Consider the following 17658-nt stretch of genomic DNA (forward strand, 5'->3'; position numbering starts at 1 on the left):
ACGGCGATGCGCAAGGTCCTGCGAACGGTCAACCGGGTGCTGCTGGCCCTGACGGGCCTGGTCCTGATCGGCGTCGGCGGCACGGTGCTGCTCGGCGGTTTCGACGTGCCGCGCAAGGCCGGCTTCGACATGCCGACCGGCGGGCGCTGGTCCCGGCCCGACGAGGTGCTGCTGCGCGAGCCGGACCGGACGCGCTGGACGGACAGCGGCTGGTGGTGGCCGGTGGTCATCGCGGTGCTGGCCGTACTCGTCCTGCTGGCGCTGTGGTGGCTGCTGTCGCAGTTCCGGCGGCACCGGCTGCGCGAGATCCTCGTGGACAGCGGCGACGGCGAGGGCGCCCAGCTCCGCGGCCGGGCGATGGAGAACGTCCTGACGGCCGAGTCCGAGTCGCTGGACGGGGTCGACCGGGCCCGCGTCCAGCTGACCGGACGCCGCACGGAACCACGGCTACGGGCCGGCCTGGCCCTCGCCCCGCACGCGGAGCCCTGCGCCGTGGTCGCCCGCCTCTCCTCGGAGGCGATCCACCACGCCCGTACCTCGGCAGGCCTGGAACGGCTGCCCGCCGAGGTACGGCTGCGCGCGGTCAAGCACCGGGCCGAGCGGGTGAGTTAGGCACGTGCGGCACGGCGTGCTGCCCTGGCCGGAGGCGCGGTCGGTGACGTCGGCGGAAGCACGCGCCGTCACCGGTCCGGCTCCGCAGCTCTCCGCCCCTCAGAACCCCCGCCGCGCCCCGCCGTCCACCGGCACCATCACACCCGTCACGTAGGACGCCGCCGGCGACAGCAGGAACGCCGTGGTGCGGCCGAACTCCTCCGGTTCGCCGTAGCGGCGCAGGGGGATGGCGGCGCTGTTGCGGGCGCGGGACTCCTCCGGGGCGCCGGACAGGGCGTCCAGCTGGGTCATCCGGTCCGTGGCGATGCGGCCCGGCAGGACGCCGAAGACGCGGATGCCGCGGGGGCCCAGTTCGTCGGCGAGGGACTTGGCGTAGCCCGCGAGGCCGGGGCGCAGGCCGTTGGAGATGGCCAGGCCGGCGATGGGCTCGTGGACCGAGCCGGACAGCACGAAGCCGATCGCGCCGCCGTCGCCGAGCGCGGCGGACGCCGTGCGGGCGAGCCGTACCGCGCCGAGGAAGACCGACTCGAAGGCGGCCTGCCACTGGTCGTCGGTGTTGCCGGTGGGCGCTCCCGGGGGCGGGCCGCCGACGCTGACGAGGATGCCGTCGAGGCGGCCGAAGCGTTCGCGGGCCGTGTCGACCAGGCGCGCGGCGGCGTCCGGGTCGGCGTTGTCGGCGGCGACGCCGTGCGCGCGGTCGCCGAGCGCGGCCGCGGCGGCCTCGGCGCTCTCCTCGCTGCGGCCGCTGAGGACGACGTTGGCGCCGTCGGCGACCAGTTCCCGCGCGGTGGCGAAGCCGAGGCCGCGGGTGGCGCCGGTGACGATGTAGGTCCGGTCGGTGAGTCCTAGATCCATGGGGGTCAGTCTGCCCCGTCGCACCCGAACATGGTGAAGGCGGTGCTGATGAGGCCGATGTGGCTGAAGGCCTGGGGGAAGTTGCCCAGCTGGCGGCCGGCGACCGGGTCGTACTCCTCGGCCAGCAGCCCCACGTCGTTGGGCAGCCGCAGCAGCCGGTCGAACAGCTCCCTGGCCTCCTCCTGCCGCCCGGTCAGGTGCAGGGCCTCGGCCAGCCAGAACGAGCAGACCAGGAAGGTGCCCTCGTCGCCCGGCAGCCCGTCCACGGTGGTCGCGCCGGTGCTGTAACGCCGTATCAGGCCGCCGTGCGCCAGCTCCTCGCGCACCGCGTCGACCGTGCCGACGACCCGCGGGTCGTCGGCGGGCAGGAAGCCGAGGCGCGGGATCAGCAGCGTCGCCGCGTCCAGCAGGTCCGAGCCGTAGGACTGGGTGAAGGTGTTGCGCTCGGCGTCGTACCCCTTCTCGCACACCTCGCGGTGCACCTCGTCGCGCATCGCGCGCCAGCGGGCGACGTCCCCCTCCAGTTCCGGGTCGGACTCGACGGCCTTGACGGCGCGGTCCGCGGCGACCCACGCCATGATCTTGGAGTGCACGAAGTGCCGGCGGGGCCCGCGGACCTCCCACAGCCCCTCGTCCGGCTCCCGCCAGTGGCACTCCAGGAAGTCCAGCAGCGAGCGCTGGATGTTCCAGGCGTGCGGTTTGGACGGCAGCCCGGCGACGCGCGCGATGTGGAAGGAGTCCAGCACCCCGCCGTACACGTCGAGCTGCCGCTGTTCGACGGCGGCGTTGCCGATGCGTACGGGTGTGGAGCCGGCGTAGCCGCCGAGCCAGGGCAGCTCGGCCTCCGGCAGCCGCCGCTCGCCGCCCAGGCCGTACATGATCTGGAGGTCGGCCGGGTTGCCGGCCACCGCGCGCAGCAGCCAGTCCCGCCAGGCCGACGCCTCCTCGGTGTATCCGGCGGTGACCAGCGAGTTGAGGGTCAATGTGGCGTCGCGCAGCCAGCAGAAGCGGTAGTCCCAGTTGCGTACGCCGCCCAGCTCCTCGGGCAGCGAGGTGGTGGGCGCCGCGACGATGCCGCCGGTGGGCGCGAAGGTCAGGGCCTTGAGCGTGATCAGGGAGCGCAGCACCTCGGCCCGGTACGGACCGGCGTAGCGGCAGTGCGCCGCCCACGCCCGCCAGTCCTCCAGGGTGTGCTCCAGCGCCTCGTACGGATCGATCTCGGCGGGGCGCGGCTCGTGCGAGGGGTGCCAGGTCAGGATGAACGCCACCCGCTCGCCGGCCGCGACGCCGAAGTCCGAGCGGGTGCTGAGCCCCTGGCCGTACGTCTTGACCTCGGGCTCGGTGCGCAGCCACGCGGAGTCCGGGCCGGCCACCGCGACCCGGCACCGGCCGACATGCCGCACCCAGGGCACGACCAGCCCGTAGTCGAAGCGCAGCCGCAGCACCCCCTGCATGGGGACGTCGCCCTCCAGGCCCTCCACGATGCGCACGACGTCGGGCGCACGGTCGCGCTGCGGCATGAAGTCGGTGACCTGCACCGAGCCGGTGGGGGTGTGCCAGACGGTGTCCAGGACCAGGGACTCGCCCCGGTAGGAGCGTTCGGGCCGGGCGTCGGGGTCGGCGGGGGCGAGCAGCCAGTGCCCGTTCTCCTGGTCGCCGAGGAGCGCCGCGAAGCAGGCGGCGGAGTCGAAGTGCGGCAGGCACAGCCAGTCGACGGAGCCGTTCCGGCCTACCAGGGCGGCGGTCTGCAGGTCGCCGATGAGCGCGTAGTCCTCGATGGGTGCGTGCACGCGGCGTCCCTTCCGTCGGCGACCGGCGGCTACTCGGTGCTGGCGACTGTACGGCTCACGGGCTCGGCAGGGGCGGATTCGGCGCTGCCGGCGCCCGCTGCGGCGGCGAGCCGGTCCTTGCGCTCCCGGCGGACCAGGACGAACCAGCCGACGGGCACGGCCGCGGCGAACAGCCACCACTGGACCGCGTAGGCCATGTGCGGGCCGATGCTGTCGTGGTCCGGCTCGGGCACCAGCTCGGGCGTGCCGCCGGGCGGCTCCGGCGCGGTCTGCTCGATGTAGCCGCCGAGGACCGGCCGGTGCAGGGCTTCGGCCTGCCGCTCGCTGTTGATCAGCATGACCTGGCGGTCGGGCAGGCCGCGCTTGTCCTTGATGCCGCTGCCTTCGGTGGTCTCGTCCGCCATCATCCGGCCGGTGACGGTGACCCGGCCCTTGGGGGCGGCGGGCACGTCGGGGAAGCGGGTGAGGTCGTTGCCCGCGGCGATCCAGCCGCGGTTGACCAGGACGGTGGTGCCCTTGCGCGGCCCCTGGTCCAGGACGAGCGGCGTCAGCACGTAGTAGCCGATGGTCTTCTCGTCGGCGGCGGTGCGCTGGCGGACCACGACCTCGTGCCGGGTGTCGTACGTGCCGGAGGCGGTGACCCGGCGCCACATGTCGTCGCGGGGCAGCGTCCGGCCGGGGGCGGTCAGGTCGGTGACCGGCACCGGGGTGGCGTGCAGGTTGTCCGCGATGAGCTGGTTCTGCGCGACCCGGTGCTCATGGCGGTGGTACTGCCAGAACCCCAGCTTGATCATGACGGGGATCAGGACGAGGCCCACGAGGGTGAGGATCACCCACTGCCGGGACAACAGGAAGCGGTACACCCCACGAGGGTACGACCGGGGCCTTCGGCACCCCGCCGCCGGGGTCGTCAGACCCGGCCGACGATGCCCGTCTGCCCCTCCGCGCGGGCGCAGTGGGCGCCGCAGAACCAGCGCCCGGCGGCCTCCACGCCCTGGCCGATGATCTGGCACCGGCAGTGCTCGCAGATCGGCGCCATGCGGTGGATGGCGCAGGAGAAGCAGTCGAAGACGTGCACCGCGCCCTGCGCGTGCACCTCGAACGTCATGCCGTATTCGTTTCCGCAGACCTCACAACGTGCCATGTGCCACAGCGTGCGGGTGCGGCGGGCGGTCGGGCGAGCCTGCGGAAGGCGTGTTGTGGGGCTTCACCCGGACGCAGGCGCCGGGGCCACGTCCTGGAGGAGCTGCATGAAGGCCGCCTCGTCGATCACCGGCGTGCCGAAGGAGGCGGCCTTGGCGGTCTTGGAGGTCCGGGACTCCGGGTCGTTGGTGACCAGCAGGCTGGTCAGCCGGGAGACGCTGGTGGCCACGTGCAGTCCGGCCTCGATCGCGCGGTCCTCCAGCAGCTCGCGGTCGACGGAGGTGTCGCCGGAGAACGCCACCCGCATCCCCTGCACCAGCCGGGCACCCGGCTCGTACCGGCCGGGGTTCGGGTAGGGGCAGGCGGGCCGCTTGCGCGACGGGCGCCAGCTGGTGGGCCGGTAGGCGGCCGCGGCCGGCCGCTGCCGGGGCGCCGCCGGTCCGTCCGCCCACTCGGTGAGCGGCTGGCAGGCCAGCAGCGGCAGGCGCAGGTTGGCCTGGGCGGCCAGTCGCAGACTGGGCCGGAACGCCTCCGCCAGCACCCGGGCGTCGTCGAGCGCGTGGTGGGCGTGCTGCTGGGTGACGCCGTAGTGGGCGGCGAGGGACTCCAGCTTGTGGTTGGGCAGCGGCAGCCGCAGTTCCTTGGAGAGCGCGATGGTGCACAGGCGCTGCCGTACGGGCGCCTCGGCCTCGGCGCGGGCGTACTCGCGGGCGATCATCGACCAGTCGAACATCGCGTTGTGGGCGACCAGGACGCGCCCCTCCAGCCGCTTCGACAGCTCGGGGACGATCTCCGGGAAGAGCGGCGCGGCGGCGAGCATGTCGCTCGTCAGACCGTGGATCCACACCGGGCCCGGGTCCCGCTCCGGGTTGACGAGGGTGTACCAGTGGTCCTCGACCTCGCCGTGGACGTCGAGGCGGTACACGGCGGCGGAGACTATCCGGTCGTCGCGGGCCAGGCCGGTGGTCTCCACGTCGACCACCGCGTACCCCTGGGGATACGCGGCCGGCCAGGAGGCGGCCGCCTCCGGAGGGGACGGCTGCTGCCCGATCGCCGGGGTGATCGGGCGGGCTGCTGCCATACGGTCTTCGAGCATGGTCACTGAGGATACGGGCCCCCACTGACAGCGCCACCGCCCTCCCCGTACCGTCCGGCGCTCCGGCACCGTCCGGGGCCGTACGGGCGGGCGCGGACGTGCGCGAACGGTGCGCGGGCGGCCGCCGGTTGGCCCCCGAACGGGGGACGGGGCGACAGGGTGGTGCGGCGGCCCTCTCCCGTGTGGCGCTGTCGACCGACCCCTCCTGTGGTGTTACGTCGCAAAGGTCCGGTTCGGGTTCCGGCCGTGGAGGGGTGCGTGCCTGACGGCGCCCGTCGCTGACACTCCTTCTTACATACTTCTCGGTAACAACCCCTAGCGGGGGCCCCGTCGGCGCCTTTATGGTGCCGACATGCCGCACCTGCCCGATGTCGTGCTGTGGTCCGTGCCCGCTTTCGTCGTCCTCACCGTGGTGGAGATGGTGAGCTACCGCCTCCGTCCCGACGAGGACGCCGCCGGGTACGAGGCCAAGGACGCCGCGACCAGCGTCGGCATGGGACTGGGCAGCCTGGTCTTCGACGCGCTGTGGAAGATTCCGATCGTCGCCGTCTACTCGGCCGTCTACACGCTGACGCCGCTGCGCGTGCCCGTGCTGTGGTGGACGCTGCCGCTGATGCTGCTCGTCCAGGACTTCTTCTACTACTGGTCGCACCGCGGCCACCACGTCATCCGCGTCCTGTGGGCGTGCCACGTCGTGCACCACTCCAGCGAGAAGTTCAACTTCACCACCGCGCTGCGCCAGCCCTGGACGACCTGGACGGTCTGGCCGTTCTACCTGCCGATGATCGCGCTCGGCGTGCACCCGGCCGCGGTCGCGTTCTGCTCGGGCGCCAACCTCGTCTACCAGTTCTGGGTGCACACCGAACGCGTCGGCAAGCTGCCCAGGCCCTTCGAGTACGTCCTGAACACGCCCTCGCACCACCGGGTGCACCATGCCTCGCAGGGCGGCTACCTGGACCGCAACTTCGGCGGCATCCTCATCGTCTGGGACCGGATGTTCGGCTCGTTCGTCCCGGAGACGGAACGCCCCGTGTACGGCCTCACCAAGAACATCCACACCTTCAACCCGCTGCGCGTCGCCACCCACGAGTACGCGGCCATCGCGCGTGACGTCCGGGCGGCGGGAAGCTGGAGCGAGCGGGCGGGGCGGGTGTTCCGGGGGCCTGGGTGGCAGCCGGCGGGGTCCGTGGCAGGCAAGGCACCCGAAAAGGCCGCCGACAGGACCGGTGCACCCGGAGCCGCCGAGCCCACCGGCGCCACGAAGAAGTCCACCGGCGTCAAGAAGGAGCCCGTAGCGTGACCAGCGCCGCGCGCACCGCGCGGGTCCTGCTCGGCGCCTTCGCCGTGCTGACCGCCGTCCACCTCGGCGCGCTGCTCGCCGGGGCCACCACCGTCGTCCACCTGACCAAACCGGCGCTGATGCCGGTCCTGGCCGGGTACGTGCTGGCCGCCGGAGCGCCCCGGCTGCTCGCCGTCGCACTGCTCTTCGGCTGCGGCGGCGACACCCTCCTCCAGACCGGCGACGACGCGCTGTTCCTCGTCGGCATGGGTTCCTTCGCCGCCGGACACGTCTGCTACCTGGTCCTCCTCACCCGGCGTGGCGCCTTCCCGGGCGGCCTTCGGCTCTCCGGGCCGCTCGCCGCCTGCTACGCGGCCGCCTGGCTCGGCTTCGTCGCCCTGCTGTGGCCGGACCTGGCGGCGGACCTGCGGCTGCCGGTCGCCGCGTACAGCCTGCTGCTCACCGCGACGGCCTTCAGCGCCCTGCGGCTCGGGCCGCGGGCCGCGCTCGGCGGGCTGCTCTTCCTGCTCTCCGACTCGCTGCTCGCCACCGGTCTGGCCCATTGGCAGCAGCCGCCCGCCGCCCAATTCTGGGTGATGCTGACCTACGCCGCGGCTCAGTACGCGCTGGCCGACGGCGTACGGCGGACGTACACGGCAGGGGAGCGGCCCGGGGACGCGGGTGCCGCGCGGACGTACGGTGAGGTGCGCAGTACCCCTGTCTGAGCCGTCCCCGCCGTCGCCGGTCTCAGATCCCACCTGCGACGACGGCCGCGGACTTGAGTCTCCCACCGGGGGAGACCCGACAGTGGACGGCATGAACGAGGACGGCGACGGCCTGCTGACGATCGGCGCGCTGGCCCGGCTCACCGGGGTCACGGTGAAGACGGTCCGGCGCTGGTCCGACGAGGGCCTGCTGCCGCCCGCCGCCCGCACCCCCGCGGGCTACCGGCTGTACGGCCCCGACGCCCCCGCCCGCCTGGAGACCGTGCGCACCCTGCGCGAACTCGGCATCGGCACCGCGGAGATCCGCGCCGTCCTGCACAGCGGACGCACCGTCGCCGACGCCGCCCGGCACTGGGCGGACGCGCTGGACGCGCAGATCCGCACCCTGCGGCTGCGGCGCGCCGTACTGCGGGCGGTGGCCGCGCGGGGGACCGCAGCCGAGGAGCTACCGGACGTGCACCGACTGGCCCGCCTGACCGCCGCCGAACGGCGCCGCACCATCGAGGAGTTCGTCACGGACGCCCTCGACGGCGTGGCCGCCCCCGCCTACCGCGCCGGCCTGCTGGCCGCCGCCCCCGACCTGCCCGAGGACCCGGCGCCCGGACAGCTCGGCGCCTGGCTCGACCTGGCCGAACACGTCCAGCGCCCCGAGGTGCGGGCCGCGCTGCGGCGGCTGGCCGAGTACAGCGCCCGCACCACCCCCGCCGTACCGTCCGCGACGGCCGCCGAGGACGCCGCACGCGTCGCACGCCTGATGCGCGAGCGCGGCGAGGCGGCCCTCGCGGCCGGGGTCGCCGCCGACTCCCCGGCGGCCGAGCCCGTCGTGGCCGAGCTGGTCGCCGCCTGGCTGCCGACCCAGGCGGACACGGCCGACCCGCCGCAGCGGGACGACACCCACGCGCGCGCCAGGCTGCTGGAACAACTGGAAGCCGCCGCCGAGCCGCACATCGAGCGGTACTGGCAGCTGATGTGCGCCGCCACCGGCCGCCCGACGCCGCCTCGTTGGGACGCGGCGGGCGCCTGGACCGCCGCCGCGCTGCGCGCCCACCCCCGGCCCGGCCCTGGCGTCGTCCTGCCGCCCGCACCGGACGCGCAGCGCGCGCTGTACGTGTACGAGCGGGTGGCCGCGCACGTCACCGCGCTGGTCGACGCCGTACCGAAGGAGGCGCTGGAGCGGCCCACGCCGTGCGACGGCTGGACCGTACGGCAGCTCATCGACCACATGACCTGGGAAAACCTCATGATCACCTCGATCGCCCGGGAGGCGCCGCGCACCGACCGGGGCGCCGATCACCTGGGCGCCGACCACGCCGCCGCCTTCCGGGGATCGGTGGCCGGACTGCTCGCCGCCTTCACCGGCAGCGGGATGCTGACGCGTACGTACGGCCCCTACGAGGCGCCCGGAGCGCTCTTCGCGCAGCAGGCCGCGGTCGAACTCCTCGCGCACGGCTGGGACCTGGCCCGCGCGCTCGGCGCGCCGACCGGTCTGGCGCCGGAGGTCGCCGACGAGGTGCTGGCGGCGGCCCGCGGCCTCTACGGGGCGGCACCGCGTACGGAGGGCGGCTCGTTCGCCCCGGAGCGGCCCGCGCCCGAGGGAGCGAGTGGTGCGGACCGGCTGGCCGCCTACCTGGGCAGGTGAGGCTTCCTGGGCAGGTGAGGCGGAAACAGGGGAGGGGCCGGGCGGAGTGCCGCCCGGCCCCGTGCCTCAGGACCGTTCACCGGCCCGTCGGCTACGTCAGTCCTTGACCGCGTCGAGCGCGTCCACGATGCCGTAGCCGTAGTGGCCGTTGACGTGCTGCGTACCGGTGCACGTCTTGTCGGCGGTCGGGCAGCCCGGGTTGTCGGCCTGCATCTTCAGGAGCCACTGGATCTCCTGCGGGCTGGACTTGGGGTGGGTGCTCTTCAGCAGCGCCACGACACCGGCCACGTGCGGGCTGGCCATCGAGGTGCCCTGGAGGTAGCCGTAGTCACCGCCGGGCATGGTCGACAGGATGCCGCCGTGCTTGGCGGGCAGGTCCGGGACCTGGCGGGAGTCGCCGCCCGGGGCCGCCACGTCGATCACGCCGTTGCCGTAGTTCGAGAAGTACGACTTCAGGCCCTTGACGCCGGTCGAGGCCACCGTGACGGTGCCCGGCAGCTGGGTCGGGACGTCCCAGCACTTCTTCGGGTCGATCGTCCGCGAGACCGGCGTGGAGTCGTTCGGGCTGGAGGTGTCGGTCAGCTGCGCCGCCGCCAGGTCCATGTTGGAGTTGCCGGCCGCGGCGACGTTCACCACGCCCTTGTTCTCCGCGTACTTGGCGGCCCGGCCGACGGCGTCCACGATGGCGCCCTGGTCCAGGTCGTCCTTGCAGTTGAACATCCACGGGTCGACGTAGTAGCTGTTGTTCGTCACCTTGGCGCCGTGGTCGGCCGCGAAGACGAAGGCGCACACCACGCTCTCGGCGTAGAACAGGCTCGTCTGGGGCTCGCTGACCTTGATGGCGGAGAGCTTCACGCCCGGCGCCACACCGGCCACGCCCACGCCGTTACGGGCGGCGGCGATGGTGCCCGCGACGTGCGTGCCGTGGTAGTCCTCGGCCGGGTCGTACGGACGCCAGGCGCCGGGGGAGGTGTCCGGCACGCCGCCCACGCAGTTCGCGGACTGCTTGGGGGCGAAGTTGGCCTTCAGGTCCGGGTGGGTGTCGTCCACACCGGTGTCGATGACCGCGACGGTGACCTTCTTGCTGCCCTCGTCGATCTTCGCGGCCTGGTCGGCCTTGATCGCGGGGATGTCCCACTGGAGCGGCTCCAGCGGCTCCTTGTCGTCGCCCGCGGCGTTGGCCACGCGGGCCGCCTTGGCCGCCTTGTCGGCGGTGAGGCGCTCGACCTTCTGGGGCTTGCCGACGTCCGTGGTGGCGGACGCCTTGAGCGGGGTCGTACGGGTGGCGCCGGCGGACTGCACGCCCGGCGCCTTGCGTATGGTGGCCGCGAAGAGCGGGTTCGCCGAGTGGACGACGATCACGCCTATCTTCTCGTGGGCGACGATCACCTTGCCGCCGGCCGCCTTGATCGCCTTCGTGACCTTGCCGACCGAGGCCTTGCCCGGCGTGGCGTTCACGACGTACGAGAGCTGCGGTCCGGCAGCGGTGGCGGCGGCCGCCGGGGCCGCGTCCTGGGACGCGGCGGTGGCCGCGGCCGGCAGGAAGCCGAGGGATGCCGTCAGAGCCAGACCGAGCGGCACGGCAAGCGCCCGCACCCGTCTGGATCGGGGATGCGCCATGGGTACTCCACATCATCCGTAAGACCGCCCGTCGCCGATTGCGCACGGGCAGGTGCATACCGCCGTCCGGGGGAATGGCCCCCACGCGCGGCAAGTCCCCGTGAAGTTATCCGTGTCGACCACGGAACATCAATGGATCAGGGAGAAAACCTGTCACAAGCCGCGCATTGATACCCCGTCAGCCACTGGCGTCACGGACGGGGCGCGGAGTCTCAGGACTCGCGTCGCAGCGCCGCCAGGCTCAGCGGCGGCAGCACCGGCCGGCGGCCGTACCAACGGCCCGGTGCCGTCCGTACGGGCCGCCGCGGGGCCGCGGCCGCGGCGACGGGAGCGGGCAGCCGCACGGTTCCGTACGGGCGGCGGCCCGGGTCCGCGGGCTCGGTGTGCGGTGTGGACATCACACTCCGCCCAACGAACGGGCCCGGCCGCGGTGGCGGCCGGCACCCGTGCTTCCTGCGGAATTCAACCAACCAGCCTCTGTCCCTTCGGATGCCACCCCTCTACGATGCGTGATCCGGATCACTTACGCACCCTTTACCGCCGGGCTCCGCCGTCCGCCCTACGCCACCAGGAGATTCCGTGAGCACCGCACCACCGCCCACCGGTCCGGGGCCGCACCGGCCGCCGGACTTCGCCGAGGTCCAGGCGAGCCGGGAGTTCGGCGAACTGCGCCGTTCGTACCGTTCGTTCGCCTTTCCGCTCACCGTCGCCTTCATCCTCTGGTACCTGCTGTACGTGCTGCTCTCCAGCTACGCGGGCGGCTTCATGGGCATCAAGGTCTTCGGCAACGTCAACGTCGCCTTCGTGCTCGGCCTCGCGCAGTTCGTGACCACCTTCCTGATCGCCTGGTGGTACGCCCGGCACGCCGCCGCGAAGCTGGACCCCAGGGCCCAGGCGATCAAGTCCCGTGTGGAGAGTGACGCATGAGCGCGACCGAGCGGATCACCGCCGGCACGGGACGGCTCGCCGACGGCGCCGCCCAATTCGCCGCGGGCGGCGCGGGCGAGCACCGGGCGCTGATCATCACGCTGTTCGCGGTCTTCGTCGCCGCGACACTCGGCATCACCGTCTGGGCCGGCCGGCAGACCAAGGGCGCCGAGGACTTCTACGCGGGCGGCCGCCAGTTCAGCGGTTTCCAGAACGGCCTGGCGATCTCCGGCGACTACATGTCCGCCGCGTCCTTCCTCGGCATCGCCGGGGCCATCGCCCTCTTCGGGTACGACGGTTTCCTGTACTCCATCGGCTTCCTCGTCGCCTGGCTCGTGGCGCTGCTGCTGGTGGCCGAACCGCTGCGCAACTCGGGCCGGTTCACCATGGGCGACGTGCTCGCGTACCGGATGCGCCAGCGCCCGGTGCGCACCGCCGCCGGCGTCTCCACCATCATCGTCTCGATCTTCTACCTGCTCGCCCAGATGGCGGGCGCGGGCGCCCTGGTCACGCTGCTGCTCGGCATCACCAGCGAGGCCGGCAAGATCCTGGTCGTCGTCCTGGTCGGCATCGTGATGATCCTGTACGTGTCCATCGGCGGCATGAAGGGGACCACCTGGGTCCAGATGGTCAAGGCCGTCCTGCTGATCGCGGGCACCCTGCTCATCACGTTCCTGGTGATGCTCAAGTTCAACTTCAACATCTCCACGCTGCTGGGCCGGGCGGCCGAGGAGAGCGGCAAGGGCGCCGCCTTCCTGGAGCCGGGCCTGAAGTACGGCGTGACCGCCACCTCGAAGATCGACTTCATCTCGCTGGGCATCGCCCTGGTCCTGGGCACCGCCGGGCTGCCGCACATCCTGATCCGCTTCTACACCGTGCCCACCGCCAAGGCCGCCCGGAAGTCGGTGAACTGGGCGATCGGCATCATCGGCGTCTTCTACCTGATGACCATCGCGCTGGGCTTCGGCGCCGCCGCCCTGATAAAGCCCGAGACGATCATCGCGTCCAACAAGGCGGGCAACACGGCCGCCCCGCTGCTCGCCCAGGAGATCGGCGGCGGCGCCGACTCCACCGGCGGCGCGATCCTGCTCGCGGTGATCTCCGCGGTGGCCTTCGCGACCATCCTCGCCGTCGTCGCCGGACTCACCCTCGCCTCGTCCTCGTCCTTCGCGCACGACCTGTACGTCAACGTGATCCGCAAGGGACAGGCGACCGAGAAGGAGGAGGTACGGGCGGCCCGCTGGGCGACCGTCGGCATCGGCGCCGTCGCCATCGTCCTCGGCGTCTTCGCGCGCGGCCTGAACGTCGCGGGCCTGGTGGCCCTCGCCTTCGCCGTCGCGGCCTCGGCCAATCTGCCGACGATCCTCTACAGCCTGTTCTGGAAACGGTTCACCACCCAGGGCGCGCTGTGGTCCATCTACGGCGGCCTGGCCTCCTCCGTCCTGCTGGTGCTGTTCTCGCCGGTCGTCTCCGGCAAGGAGTCCTCGATGTTCCCCGGCGTGGACTTCCACTTCTTCCCCCTGGAGAACCCGGGCCTGATCTCCATCCCGCTGGGCTTCCTGCTGGGCTGGCTGGGCTCGCTGCTGTCCAAGGAGGAGCCGGACGTGCAGAAGTACGCCGAACTGGAGGTCCGCTCCCTGACCGGCACCGGGGCGCACTGACCGGAGCCCACTGACCGGGGCCCTCTGACCGGGGCCCTCTGACCGGGGCCCTCTGACCGGGGCCCTCCGGACGTCGACGTCCGCACCGACGGCGGGCGGGGCGGCATCGTGCAGATCTACGACGCCGCCCCGCCCGCCTCGTGACATCTCACCCGTGCTCGCTGTCAGACCCATCGCGTAGGCTCGAAAGCGAACTGATCGGACTCGGGCTGGGGGCTTCAGTGCTCATCGACACATTCGGGCGCGTGGCCACCGACCTGCGCGTCTCGCTGACCGACCGGTGCAACCTGCGCTGCACGTACTGCATGCCGGAAGAGGGCCTGCAGTGGCTCGCCAAGCCCGATCTGCTCACCGACGACGAGATCGTCCGCCTGATCCGTATAGCCGTCAGCGACCTGGGCATCGAAGAGGTCCGCTTCACCGGCGGCGAGCCGCTGCTGCGCCCCGGGCTCGTCGGCATCGTGGAGCGCGTCGCCGCCCTGGAGCACCGCCCCCGGATGTCTCTGACCACCAACGGCATCGGCCTGGAGCGCACCGCCACCGCCCTGCGCGCCGCAGGCCTGGACCGCGTCAACGTCTCCCTCGACACGCTGCGCCCGGACGTCTTCCGCGCGCTGACCCGCCGCAAGCGCCACGAGGACGTGCTGCGCGGCCTGGAGGCGGCCCGCGCCGCCGGCCTCACCCCGGTCAAGGTCAACAGCGTCCTGATGCCCGGCCTCAACGACGACGAGGCGCCCGACCTGCTGGCCTGGGCGATCGCCCACGACTACGAGCTGCGGTTCATCGAGCAGATGCCGCTCGACGCCCAGCACGGCTGGAAGCGCGAAGGCATGATCACCGCCGGTGACATCCTCGCCTCGCTGCGCACCCGCTTCACGCTGACCGCCGAGGACCAGGAGGAGCGCGGCTCGGCGCCCGCCGAGCGCTGGACCGTGGACGGCGGCCCGCACCGCGTCGGCGTCATCGCCTCCGTCACCCGCCCGTTCTGCCGCGCCTGCGACCGTACGCGGCTCACCGCCGACGGCCAGATCCGTACCTGCCTGTTCGCCACCGAGGAGACGGACCTGCGGGCGGCGCTGCGCTCCGACGTCCCGGACGCGGAGATCGCGCGCATATGGAAGCAGGCGATGTGGGGCAAGAAGGCCGGGTCGGGCCTGGACGATCCGTCGTTCCTCCAGCCCGCACGGCCGATGTCGGCGATCGGGGGCTGAGCGGGCCCCTCGGCCGTGCCGGCTGTGCCAGAGGCCGGACCAATGGCGGCGACGCCGTCGGCCGGGCGATCAGCCGTCGGCCGGGCGCCCCGCGGCGCCCTTCTCCCACTCCTCCAGCGTCACGACGTCCTTCAGGAAACCGCGCAGACCCAGGAAGTTGGACAGCTGCTCGCGGTGCTCCTCGCAGGCGAGCCAGGTCTTGCGGCGCTCCGGCGTGTGCAGCTTCGGGTTGTTCCAGGCCAGCACCCACACCGCGTCGGCGCGGCAGCCCTTGGCCGAGCAGACCGGGGCCCCGGCGGGGGTTTCGGCGGCGGTCTCCGGCGCCCCGCCGGCCGTACCGGGCAGACCGGGAAAGCCCGGCAGACCCGGGAGGCGCGGCGGTACGGCATCACCGGAGGAGGCGGAATTCGGGGCGTCAGGGGAGTTCACGGCCTCAACCCTACGTCGCCGCCGGAGCGGACATGGCGACGCCGGGCAGCCACGGGGGGAGCCGCCCGGCGTCGGTCCGTCGCTCCGACGGGGGATGCGGAGCGCGTACGCAGTATGTCACGCGGAAGTGGGCTCGGTGCACCGGAACCGCATGATTGATCTGAGCTTTTCTTGAGCTTTGCGGATCACGCCCGGCTCAACTCGGCTCCCGCCGCGGCCCGTCCGCTTCCGGCCCGGCCGCTTCCGGGACCGGTTCCGCCGGGCCGGCGGTGCTCCCGGGGCCCAGCATCGGCCGGGTGGGAACAGGTATGAAGGTGGACGGCAGTGAACGTACGTTCTCCCGCCCCGCGTTGGCGATGACGACCGCGACGTAGGGCAGCACGATGCCCAGCGCCAGTGTGGCGATGGCCACGTGACGCTCGATGTTCCAGAGCACGGCGGTGAGCACGACGGCCACCGTCCGCAGCGACATCGAGATCACATAGCGCCGCTGCCGGCCCCGCACATCCTCGGTCAGCCCCTGCCGCGCTCCCGTGATCCGGAAGGCCTGGGCGCCGGTCTGCTTCCGCATCACGTTCCACCACCTGCTTGTCGTGCCGGATTCTCCCCGGTTCCGCACCGCTCCCACGTTACGCCGCGTCTGCGCCGCCTTCGAGACCGGGGCGCGCTACGCCGGGGCCGGGTCCGCACCGCCGCGCCGCGTACGGTCCGCTCCGGCGTGCGGCGTAGCCGGTCCGGGAGGAAACTGGCTGGGCACGCTCACGTGCGCGCGCCGCATTAGGAGGCGACATGACCTGGTTGTGGGCAATCATCGTCGGCCTGGTCCTGGGCCTGATCGCCAAGGCGATCCTCCCGGGCAAGCAGCAGATCCCGCTGTGGCTGACCGTGGTCTTCGGCATGCTCGGCAGCGTCCTGGGCAACTGGCTGGCCACCGGCATCGGAGTGAACGACACCAAGGGCGTCGACTGGACGCGGCACCTGCTGCAACTGGTCGGAGCGGTCGTGGTGGTCGCCATCGGCGACCGGCTCTGGACGGCCGTCCGCGGCCACGGGAGAGAAACCACCTGACCGGCATCTGACCGGCCCCGAACGCGGAACGGCCGGTGCGCACAGCATGCGCACCGGCCGTCGCCGTACCGGGGGGCGGAACGTTCGTCCGCACGCCCCGGTCCGTACACCTAGCGGCCTTCGAGCTGTGCCAGCTTGCGCCCGGCCTTCAGGTAGGCCGCGCCGGAAAGACCGGCGAGCTGCTCGGCCAGGACCTCGCCCAGCGGACGGATCACCTCGGACTCGGCGAGCGTCAGCGTCTGCTGGCCCTCCGGGGCCTCCACGACCAGGCGCAGCGCGTTCTGCTTCGCCAGCCGCCGGGCCGCCGAGGCGCTCGGCGTGAACTCCAGGACCGTGGTCAGGACCGTGGCCACCGTCTCCGCGCCGTGCTCGGCGACGTCCACCACCGGCAGGGTGCCGACGTCGGCGAAGGACTTCTTGGAGAACTGCGCCACGAACCCGGCGCGCGCGGCCATCGCCGCCTCCAGCCCGTACAGCGCCGTCACGACCTCGCCCGCCAGGATCTTCTTCAGGTCCATCGGGTGCAGCGTCTTGTCCGCCACCCGGCCCAGCGCGACGGCGATCTCCTCGTCCGTCCACTCCGTCCACGCCTTCAGGTACGGCTCCATCAGCCGGTCCGGCACCGACATGATCTTGCCGAAGACGTCGTCGGCGGGGGCGCTGAGCCCCACGTAGTTGCCCTTGGACTTGGACATCTTCGCGCCGGTGCCGTCGGTGCCCTCGATCAGCGGCATCGTGACGACCAGTTGCGGCCGCTGCCCGCGCAGCTCCATGAGCTTGCGGCCCATCTGGAGGTTGAGCAGCTGGTCGGCGCCGCCCAGCTCCACGTCGCACTCCAGCGCAACCGAGTCCAGGCCCTGCGCGACCGGGTACAGCAGCTCCGTCATCGTCAGCCCGGAACCGGCCGCGAGGCGGTTCCTGAAGTCCTCGCGCTGGAGCAGCTGCGAGACCGGCACCTGCGCGAGCAGGCCCAGCAGCTCGGGGAAGGTGTACGGGGCCAGCCACTCGCTGTTCTGCCGGAAGCTGACCTTCTCGAAGTCGAAGAACGGCCGGACCTGGTCGCGGTAGCTGGCCAGGTTGGCGGCGATGTCCTCGTCGGTCAGCGGCGGACGCTCGGCGGTACGGCCCGACGGGTCGCCGATCTTGGCGGTGAAGTCACCGATGATCAGCGTCACGTCGTGTCCGAGCCGCTGGAACCGGCTGAGGATGATCAGCGGCACCGCGTGCCCGAGGTGCACGTCGGTGGCGGTCGGGTCGATGCCCAGCTTGATGTGCAGACCCTTGCCCGCGGCGCGGCGCTCCTCGATGCGCTCGGCGAGCCGGTCCACGCCCGGCAGCACCTCGACGGTACGGGAGGCGATCAGCTCGGCCTGCTCCTTGGCGGGCAGGTCCGTCAGGTCGAGATAGCGCCGCTCGCCCGTCTCCTTGAGCAGCTCCGCGACAGTGGCGTCGGCGGAGAGGTCTGCGGAGAGCAGCGAGCTGGCGCGGGCGACGGATTCGCCGAGGCGTGTCATGGCGTTCCTGATCGGTCGGTGTTCCCGTACGGGAGGACAAAGGGAGAGTCTATTAGAGCCGCCGCCCGGCCCCGGTGGAGCCCGCACCC

The 17658-nt window shown here is 72.5% G+C and carries 18 protein-coding genes; 8 read left to right on the forward strand and 10 right to left on the reverse strand.

The window, feature by feature from the left end; all coding sequences use genetic code 11:
- Positions 1-6: 6 nt before the first annotated feature.
- Complete coding sequence (gene amaP / locus OEIGOIKO_RS32540) at positions 7-612, forward strand: alkaline shock response membrane anchor protein AmaP (protein WP_125057040.1); 606 nt, start codon at positions 7-9, stop codon at positions 610-612.
- Positions 613-711: 99 nt separating this feature from the next.
- On the opposite strand, the gene OEIGOIKO_RS32545 is transcribed toward amaP, so the two are convergent.
- The 5 genes from OEIGOIKO_RS32545 to OEIGOIKO_RS32565 all read right to left on the reverse strand — a co-directional run bounded on the left by OEIGOIKO_RS32545 (position 712) and on the right by OEIGOIKO_RS32565 (position 5496).
- Positions 712-1467, reverse strand: coding sequence for an SDR family oxidoreductase (locus tag OEIGOIKO_RS32545; protein WP_125057041.1), 756 nt, complete (start codon positions 1465-1467; stop codon positions 712-714).
- 5 nt (positions 1468-1472) lie between these two features.
- Positions 1473-3257: a glycoside hydrolase family 15 protein gene (locus OEIGOIKO_RS32550; protein ID WP_125057042.1), complete on the reverse strand. Its 1785-nt coding sequence runs from the start codon at positions 3255-3257 to the stop codon at positions 1473-1475.
- A gap of 29 nt (positions 3258-3286) precedes the next feature.
- Positions 3287-4120 (reverse strand): SURF1 family cytochrome oxidase biogenesis protein, encoded by an 834-nt coding sequence (locus tag OEIGOIKO_RS32555; RefSeq protein ID WP_125057043.1) that lies wholly within the window; start codon positions 4118-4120, stop codon positions 3287-3289.
- Positions 4121-4167: 47 nt separating this feature from the next.
- On the reverse strand, positions 4168-4401 hold the full coding sequence (locus OEIGOIKO_RS32560) for a hypothetical protein (protein WP_063759381.1): 234 nt from the start codon (positions 4399-4401) through the stop codon (positions 4168-4170).
- A 63-nt stretch (positions 4402-4464) separates the two neighbouring features.
- Entirely contained in the window at positions 4465-5496 is a 1032-nt protein-coding gene (locus OEIGOIKO_RS32565; RefSeq protein ID WP_371858750.1) for a DEDDh family exonuclease, read from the reverse strand.
- Between the two features lie 352 nt (positions 5497-5848).
- Between OEIGOIKO_RS32565 and OEIGOIKO_RS32570 the strand changes: the two genes are divergently transcribed.
- The 3 genes from OEIGOIKO_RS32570 to OEIGOIKO_RS32580 all read left to right on the forward strand — a co-directional run bounded on the left by OEIGOIKO_RS32570 (position 5849) and on the right by OEIGOIKO_RS32580 (position 9139).
- On the forward strand, positions 5849-6796 hold the full coding sequence (locus tag OEIGOIKO_RS32570; RefSeq protein ID WP_125057044.1) for a sterol desaturase family protein: 948 nt from the start codon (positions 5849-5851) through the stop codon (positions 6794-6796).
- Complete coding sequence (locus OEIGOIKO_RS32575; protein ID WP_125057045.1) at positions 6793-7500, forward strand: lysoplasmalogenase; 708 nt, start codon at positions 6793-6795, stop codon at positions 7498-7500. The genes OEIGOIKO_RS32570 and OEIGOIKO_RS32575 overlap by 4 nt, the downstream gene beginning before the upstream one ends.
- A 91-nt stretch (positions 7501-7591) precedes the next feature.
- A complete protein-coding gene (locus tag OEIGOIKO_RS32580; protein ID WP_170251934.1) occupies positions 7592-9139 on the forward strand; it encodes a TIGR03086 family metal-binding protein in 1548 nt (515 codons plus the stop codon).
- A gap of 96 nt (positions 9140-9235) precedes the next feature.
- On the opposite strand, the gene OEIGOIKO_RS32585 is transcribed toward OEIGOIKO_RS32580, so the two are convergent.
- Together OEIGOIKO_RS32585 and OEIGOIKO_RS32590 are read right to left on the reverse strand one after the other, a co-directional pair.
- A complete protein-coding gene (locus OEIGOIKO_RS32585) occupies positions 9236-10759 on the reverse strand; it encodes a S8 family peptidase (RefSeq protein WP_125057047.1) in 1524 nt (507 codons plus the stop codon).
- Between the two features lie 212 nt (positions 10760-10971).
- Entirely contained in the window at positions 10972-11157 is a 186-nt protein-coding gene (locus OEIGOIKO_RS32590; RefSeq protein ID WP_125057048.1) for a hypothetical protein, read from the reverse strand.
- Between the two features lie 181 nt (positions 11158-11338).
- On the opposite strand from OEIGOIKO_RS32590, the gene OEIGOIKO_RS32595 reads away from it, so the two are divergent.
- The 3 genes from OEIGOIKO_RS32595 (at position 11339) to moaA (ending at position 14558) form a co-directional block, all read left to right on the forward strand.
- Complete coding sequence (locus OEIGOIKO_RS32595) at positions 11339-11686, forward strand: DUF485 domain-containing protein (RefSeq protein WP_125057049.1); 348 nt, start codon at positions 11339-11341, stop codon at positions 11684-11686.
- Entirely contained in the window at positions 11683-13347 is a 1665-nt protein-coding gene (locus OEIGOIKO_RS32600) for a solute symporter family protein (protein WP_174857255.1), read from the forward strand. Before OEIGOIKO_RS32595 ends, OEIGOIKO_RS32600 begins: the two co-directional genes overlap by 4 nt.
- 221 nt (positions 13348-13568) lie before the next feature.
- Positions 13569-14558 carry a GTP 3',8-cyclase MoaA gene (gene moaA, locus OEIGOIKO_RS32605; protein ID WP_125057050.1) on the forward strand — a complete coding sequence of 330 codons (990 nt, stop codon included), beginning with the start codon at positions 13569-13571 and terminating at the stop codon, positions 14556-14558.
- Positions 14559-14627: 69 nt separating this feature from the next.
- Here the strand turns inward: moaA and OEIGOIKO_RS32610 are convergent, their stop codons facing one another.
- Together OEIGOIKO_RS32610 and OEIGOIKO_RS32615 are read right to left on the reverse strand one after the other, a co-directional pair.
- Positions 14628-14903 (reverse strand): hypothetical protein, encoded by a 276-nt coding sequence (locus OEIGOIKO_RS32610; RefSeq protein ID WP_125059252.1) that lies wholly within the window; start codon positions 14901-14903, stop codon positions 14628-14630.
- A gap of 280 nt (positions 14904-15183) precedes the next feature.
- Positions 15184-15558 (reverse strand): DUF3099 domain-containing protein, encoded by a 375-nt coding sequence (locus OEIGOIKO_RS32615; RefSeq protein WP_125057051.1) that lies wholly within the window; start codon positions 15556-15558, stop codon positions 15184-15186.
- A 218-nt stretch (positions 15559-15776) separates the two neighbouring features.
- On the opposite strand from OEIGOIKO_RS32615, the gene OEIGOIKO_RS32620 reads away from it, so the two are divergent.
- Positions 15777-16055 (forward strand): GlsB/YeaQ/YmgE family stress response membrane protein, encoded by a 279-nt coding sequence (locus tag OEIGOIKO_RS32620; protein ID WP_125057052.1) that lies wholly within the window; start codon positions 15777-15779, stop codon positions 16053-16055.
- A 110-nt stretch (positions 16056-16165) separates the two neighbouring features.
- Here OEIGOIKO_RS32620 and tyrS read toward each other — a convergent pair whose 3' ends face one another.
- Positions 16166-17569, reverse strand: coding sequence for a tyrosine--tRNA ligase (gene tyrS / locus OEIGOIKO_RS32625; protein WP_125057053.1), 1404 nt, complete (start codon positions 17567-17569; stop codon positions 16166-16168).
- Between the last annotated feature and the right edge of the window lie 89 nt (positions 17570-17658).

Source organism: Streptomyces paromomycinus (genome assembly GCF_003865155.1).
Taxonomy (GTDB): domain Bacteria; phylum Actinomycetota; class Actinomycetes; order Streptomycetales; family Streptomycetaceae; genus Streptomyces; species Streptomyces chrestomyceticus.

Bases quoted from the DNA above. Each gene is read 5' to 3' on its own strand.
- amaP (WP_125057040.1), top strand. From the start codon at position 7: ATGCGCAAGGTCCTGCGAACGGTCAACCGGGTGCTGCTGGCCCTGACG.
- OEIGOIKO_RS32545 (WP_125057041.1), bottom strand. From the start codon at position 1,467: ATGGATCTAGGACTCACCGACCGGACCTACATCGTCACCGGCGCCACC.
- OEIGOIKO_RS32560 (WP_063759381.1), bottom strand. From the start codon at position 4,401: ATGGCACGTTGTGAGGTCTGCGGAAACGAATACGGCATGACGTTCGAG.
- OEIGOIKO_RS32565 (WP_371858750.1), bottom strand. From the start codon at position 5,496: ATGCTCGAAGACCGTATGGCAGCAGCCCGCCCGATCACCCCGGCGATC.
- OEIGOIKO_RS32570 (WP_125057044.1), top strand. From the start codon at position 5,849: ATGCCGCACCTGCCCGATGTCGTGCTGTGGTCCGTGCCCGCTTTCGTC.
- OEIGOIKO_RS32580 (WP_170251934.1), top strand. From the start codon at position 7,592: ATGAACGAGGACGGCGACGGCCTGCTGACGATCGGCGCGCTGGCCCGG.
- OEIGOIKO_RS32585 (WP_125057047.1), bottom strand. From the start codon at position 10,759: ATGGCGCATCCCCGATCCAGACGGGTGCGGGCGCTTGCCGTGCCGCTC.
- OEIGOIKO_RS32590 (WP_125057048.1), bottom strand. From the start codon at position 11,157: ATGTCCACACCGCACACCGAGCCCGCGGACCCGGGCCGCCGCCCGTAC.
- OEIGOIKO_RS32600 (WP_174857255.1), top strand. From the start codon at position 11,683: ATGAGCGCGACCGAGCGGATCACCGCCGGCACGGGACGGCTCGCCGAC.
- OEIGOIKO_RS32615 (WP_125057051.1), bottom strand. From the start codon at position 15,558: ATGCGGAAGCAGACCGGCGCCCAGGCCTTCCGGATCACGGGAGCGCGG.
- OEIGOIKO_RS32620 (WP_125057052.1), top strand. From the start codon at position 15,777: ATGACCTGGTTGTGGGCAATCATCGTCGGCCTGGTCCTGGGCCTGATC.
- tyrS (WP_125057053.1), bottom strand. From the start codon at position 17,569: ATGACACGCCTCGGCGAATCCGTCGCCCGCGCCAGCTCGCTGCTCTCC.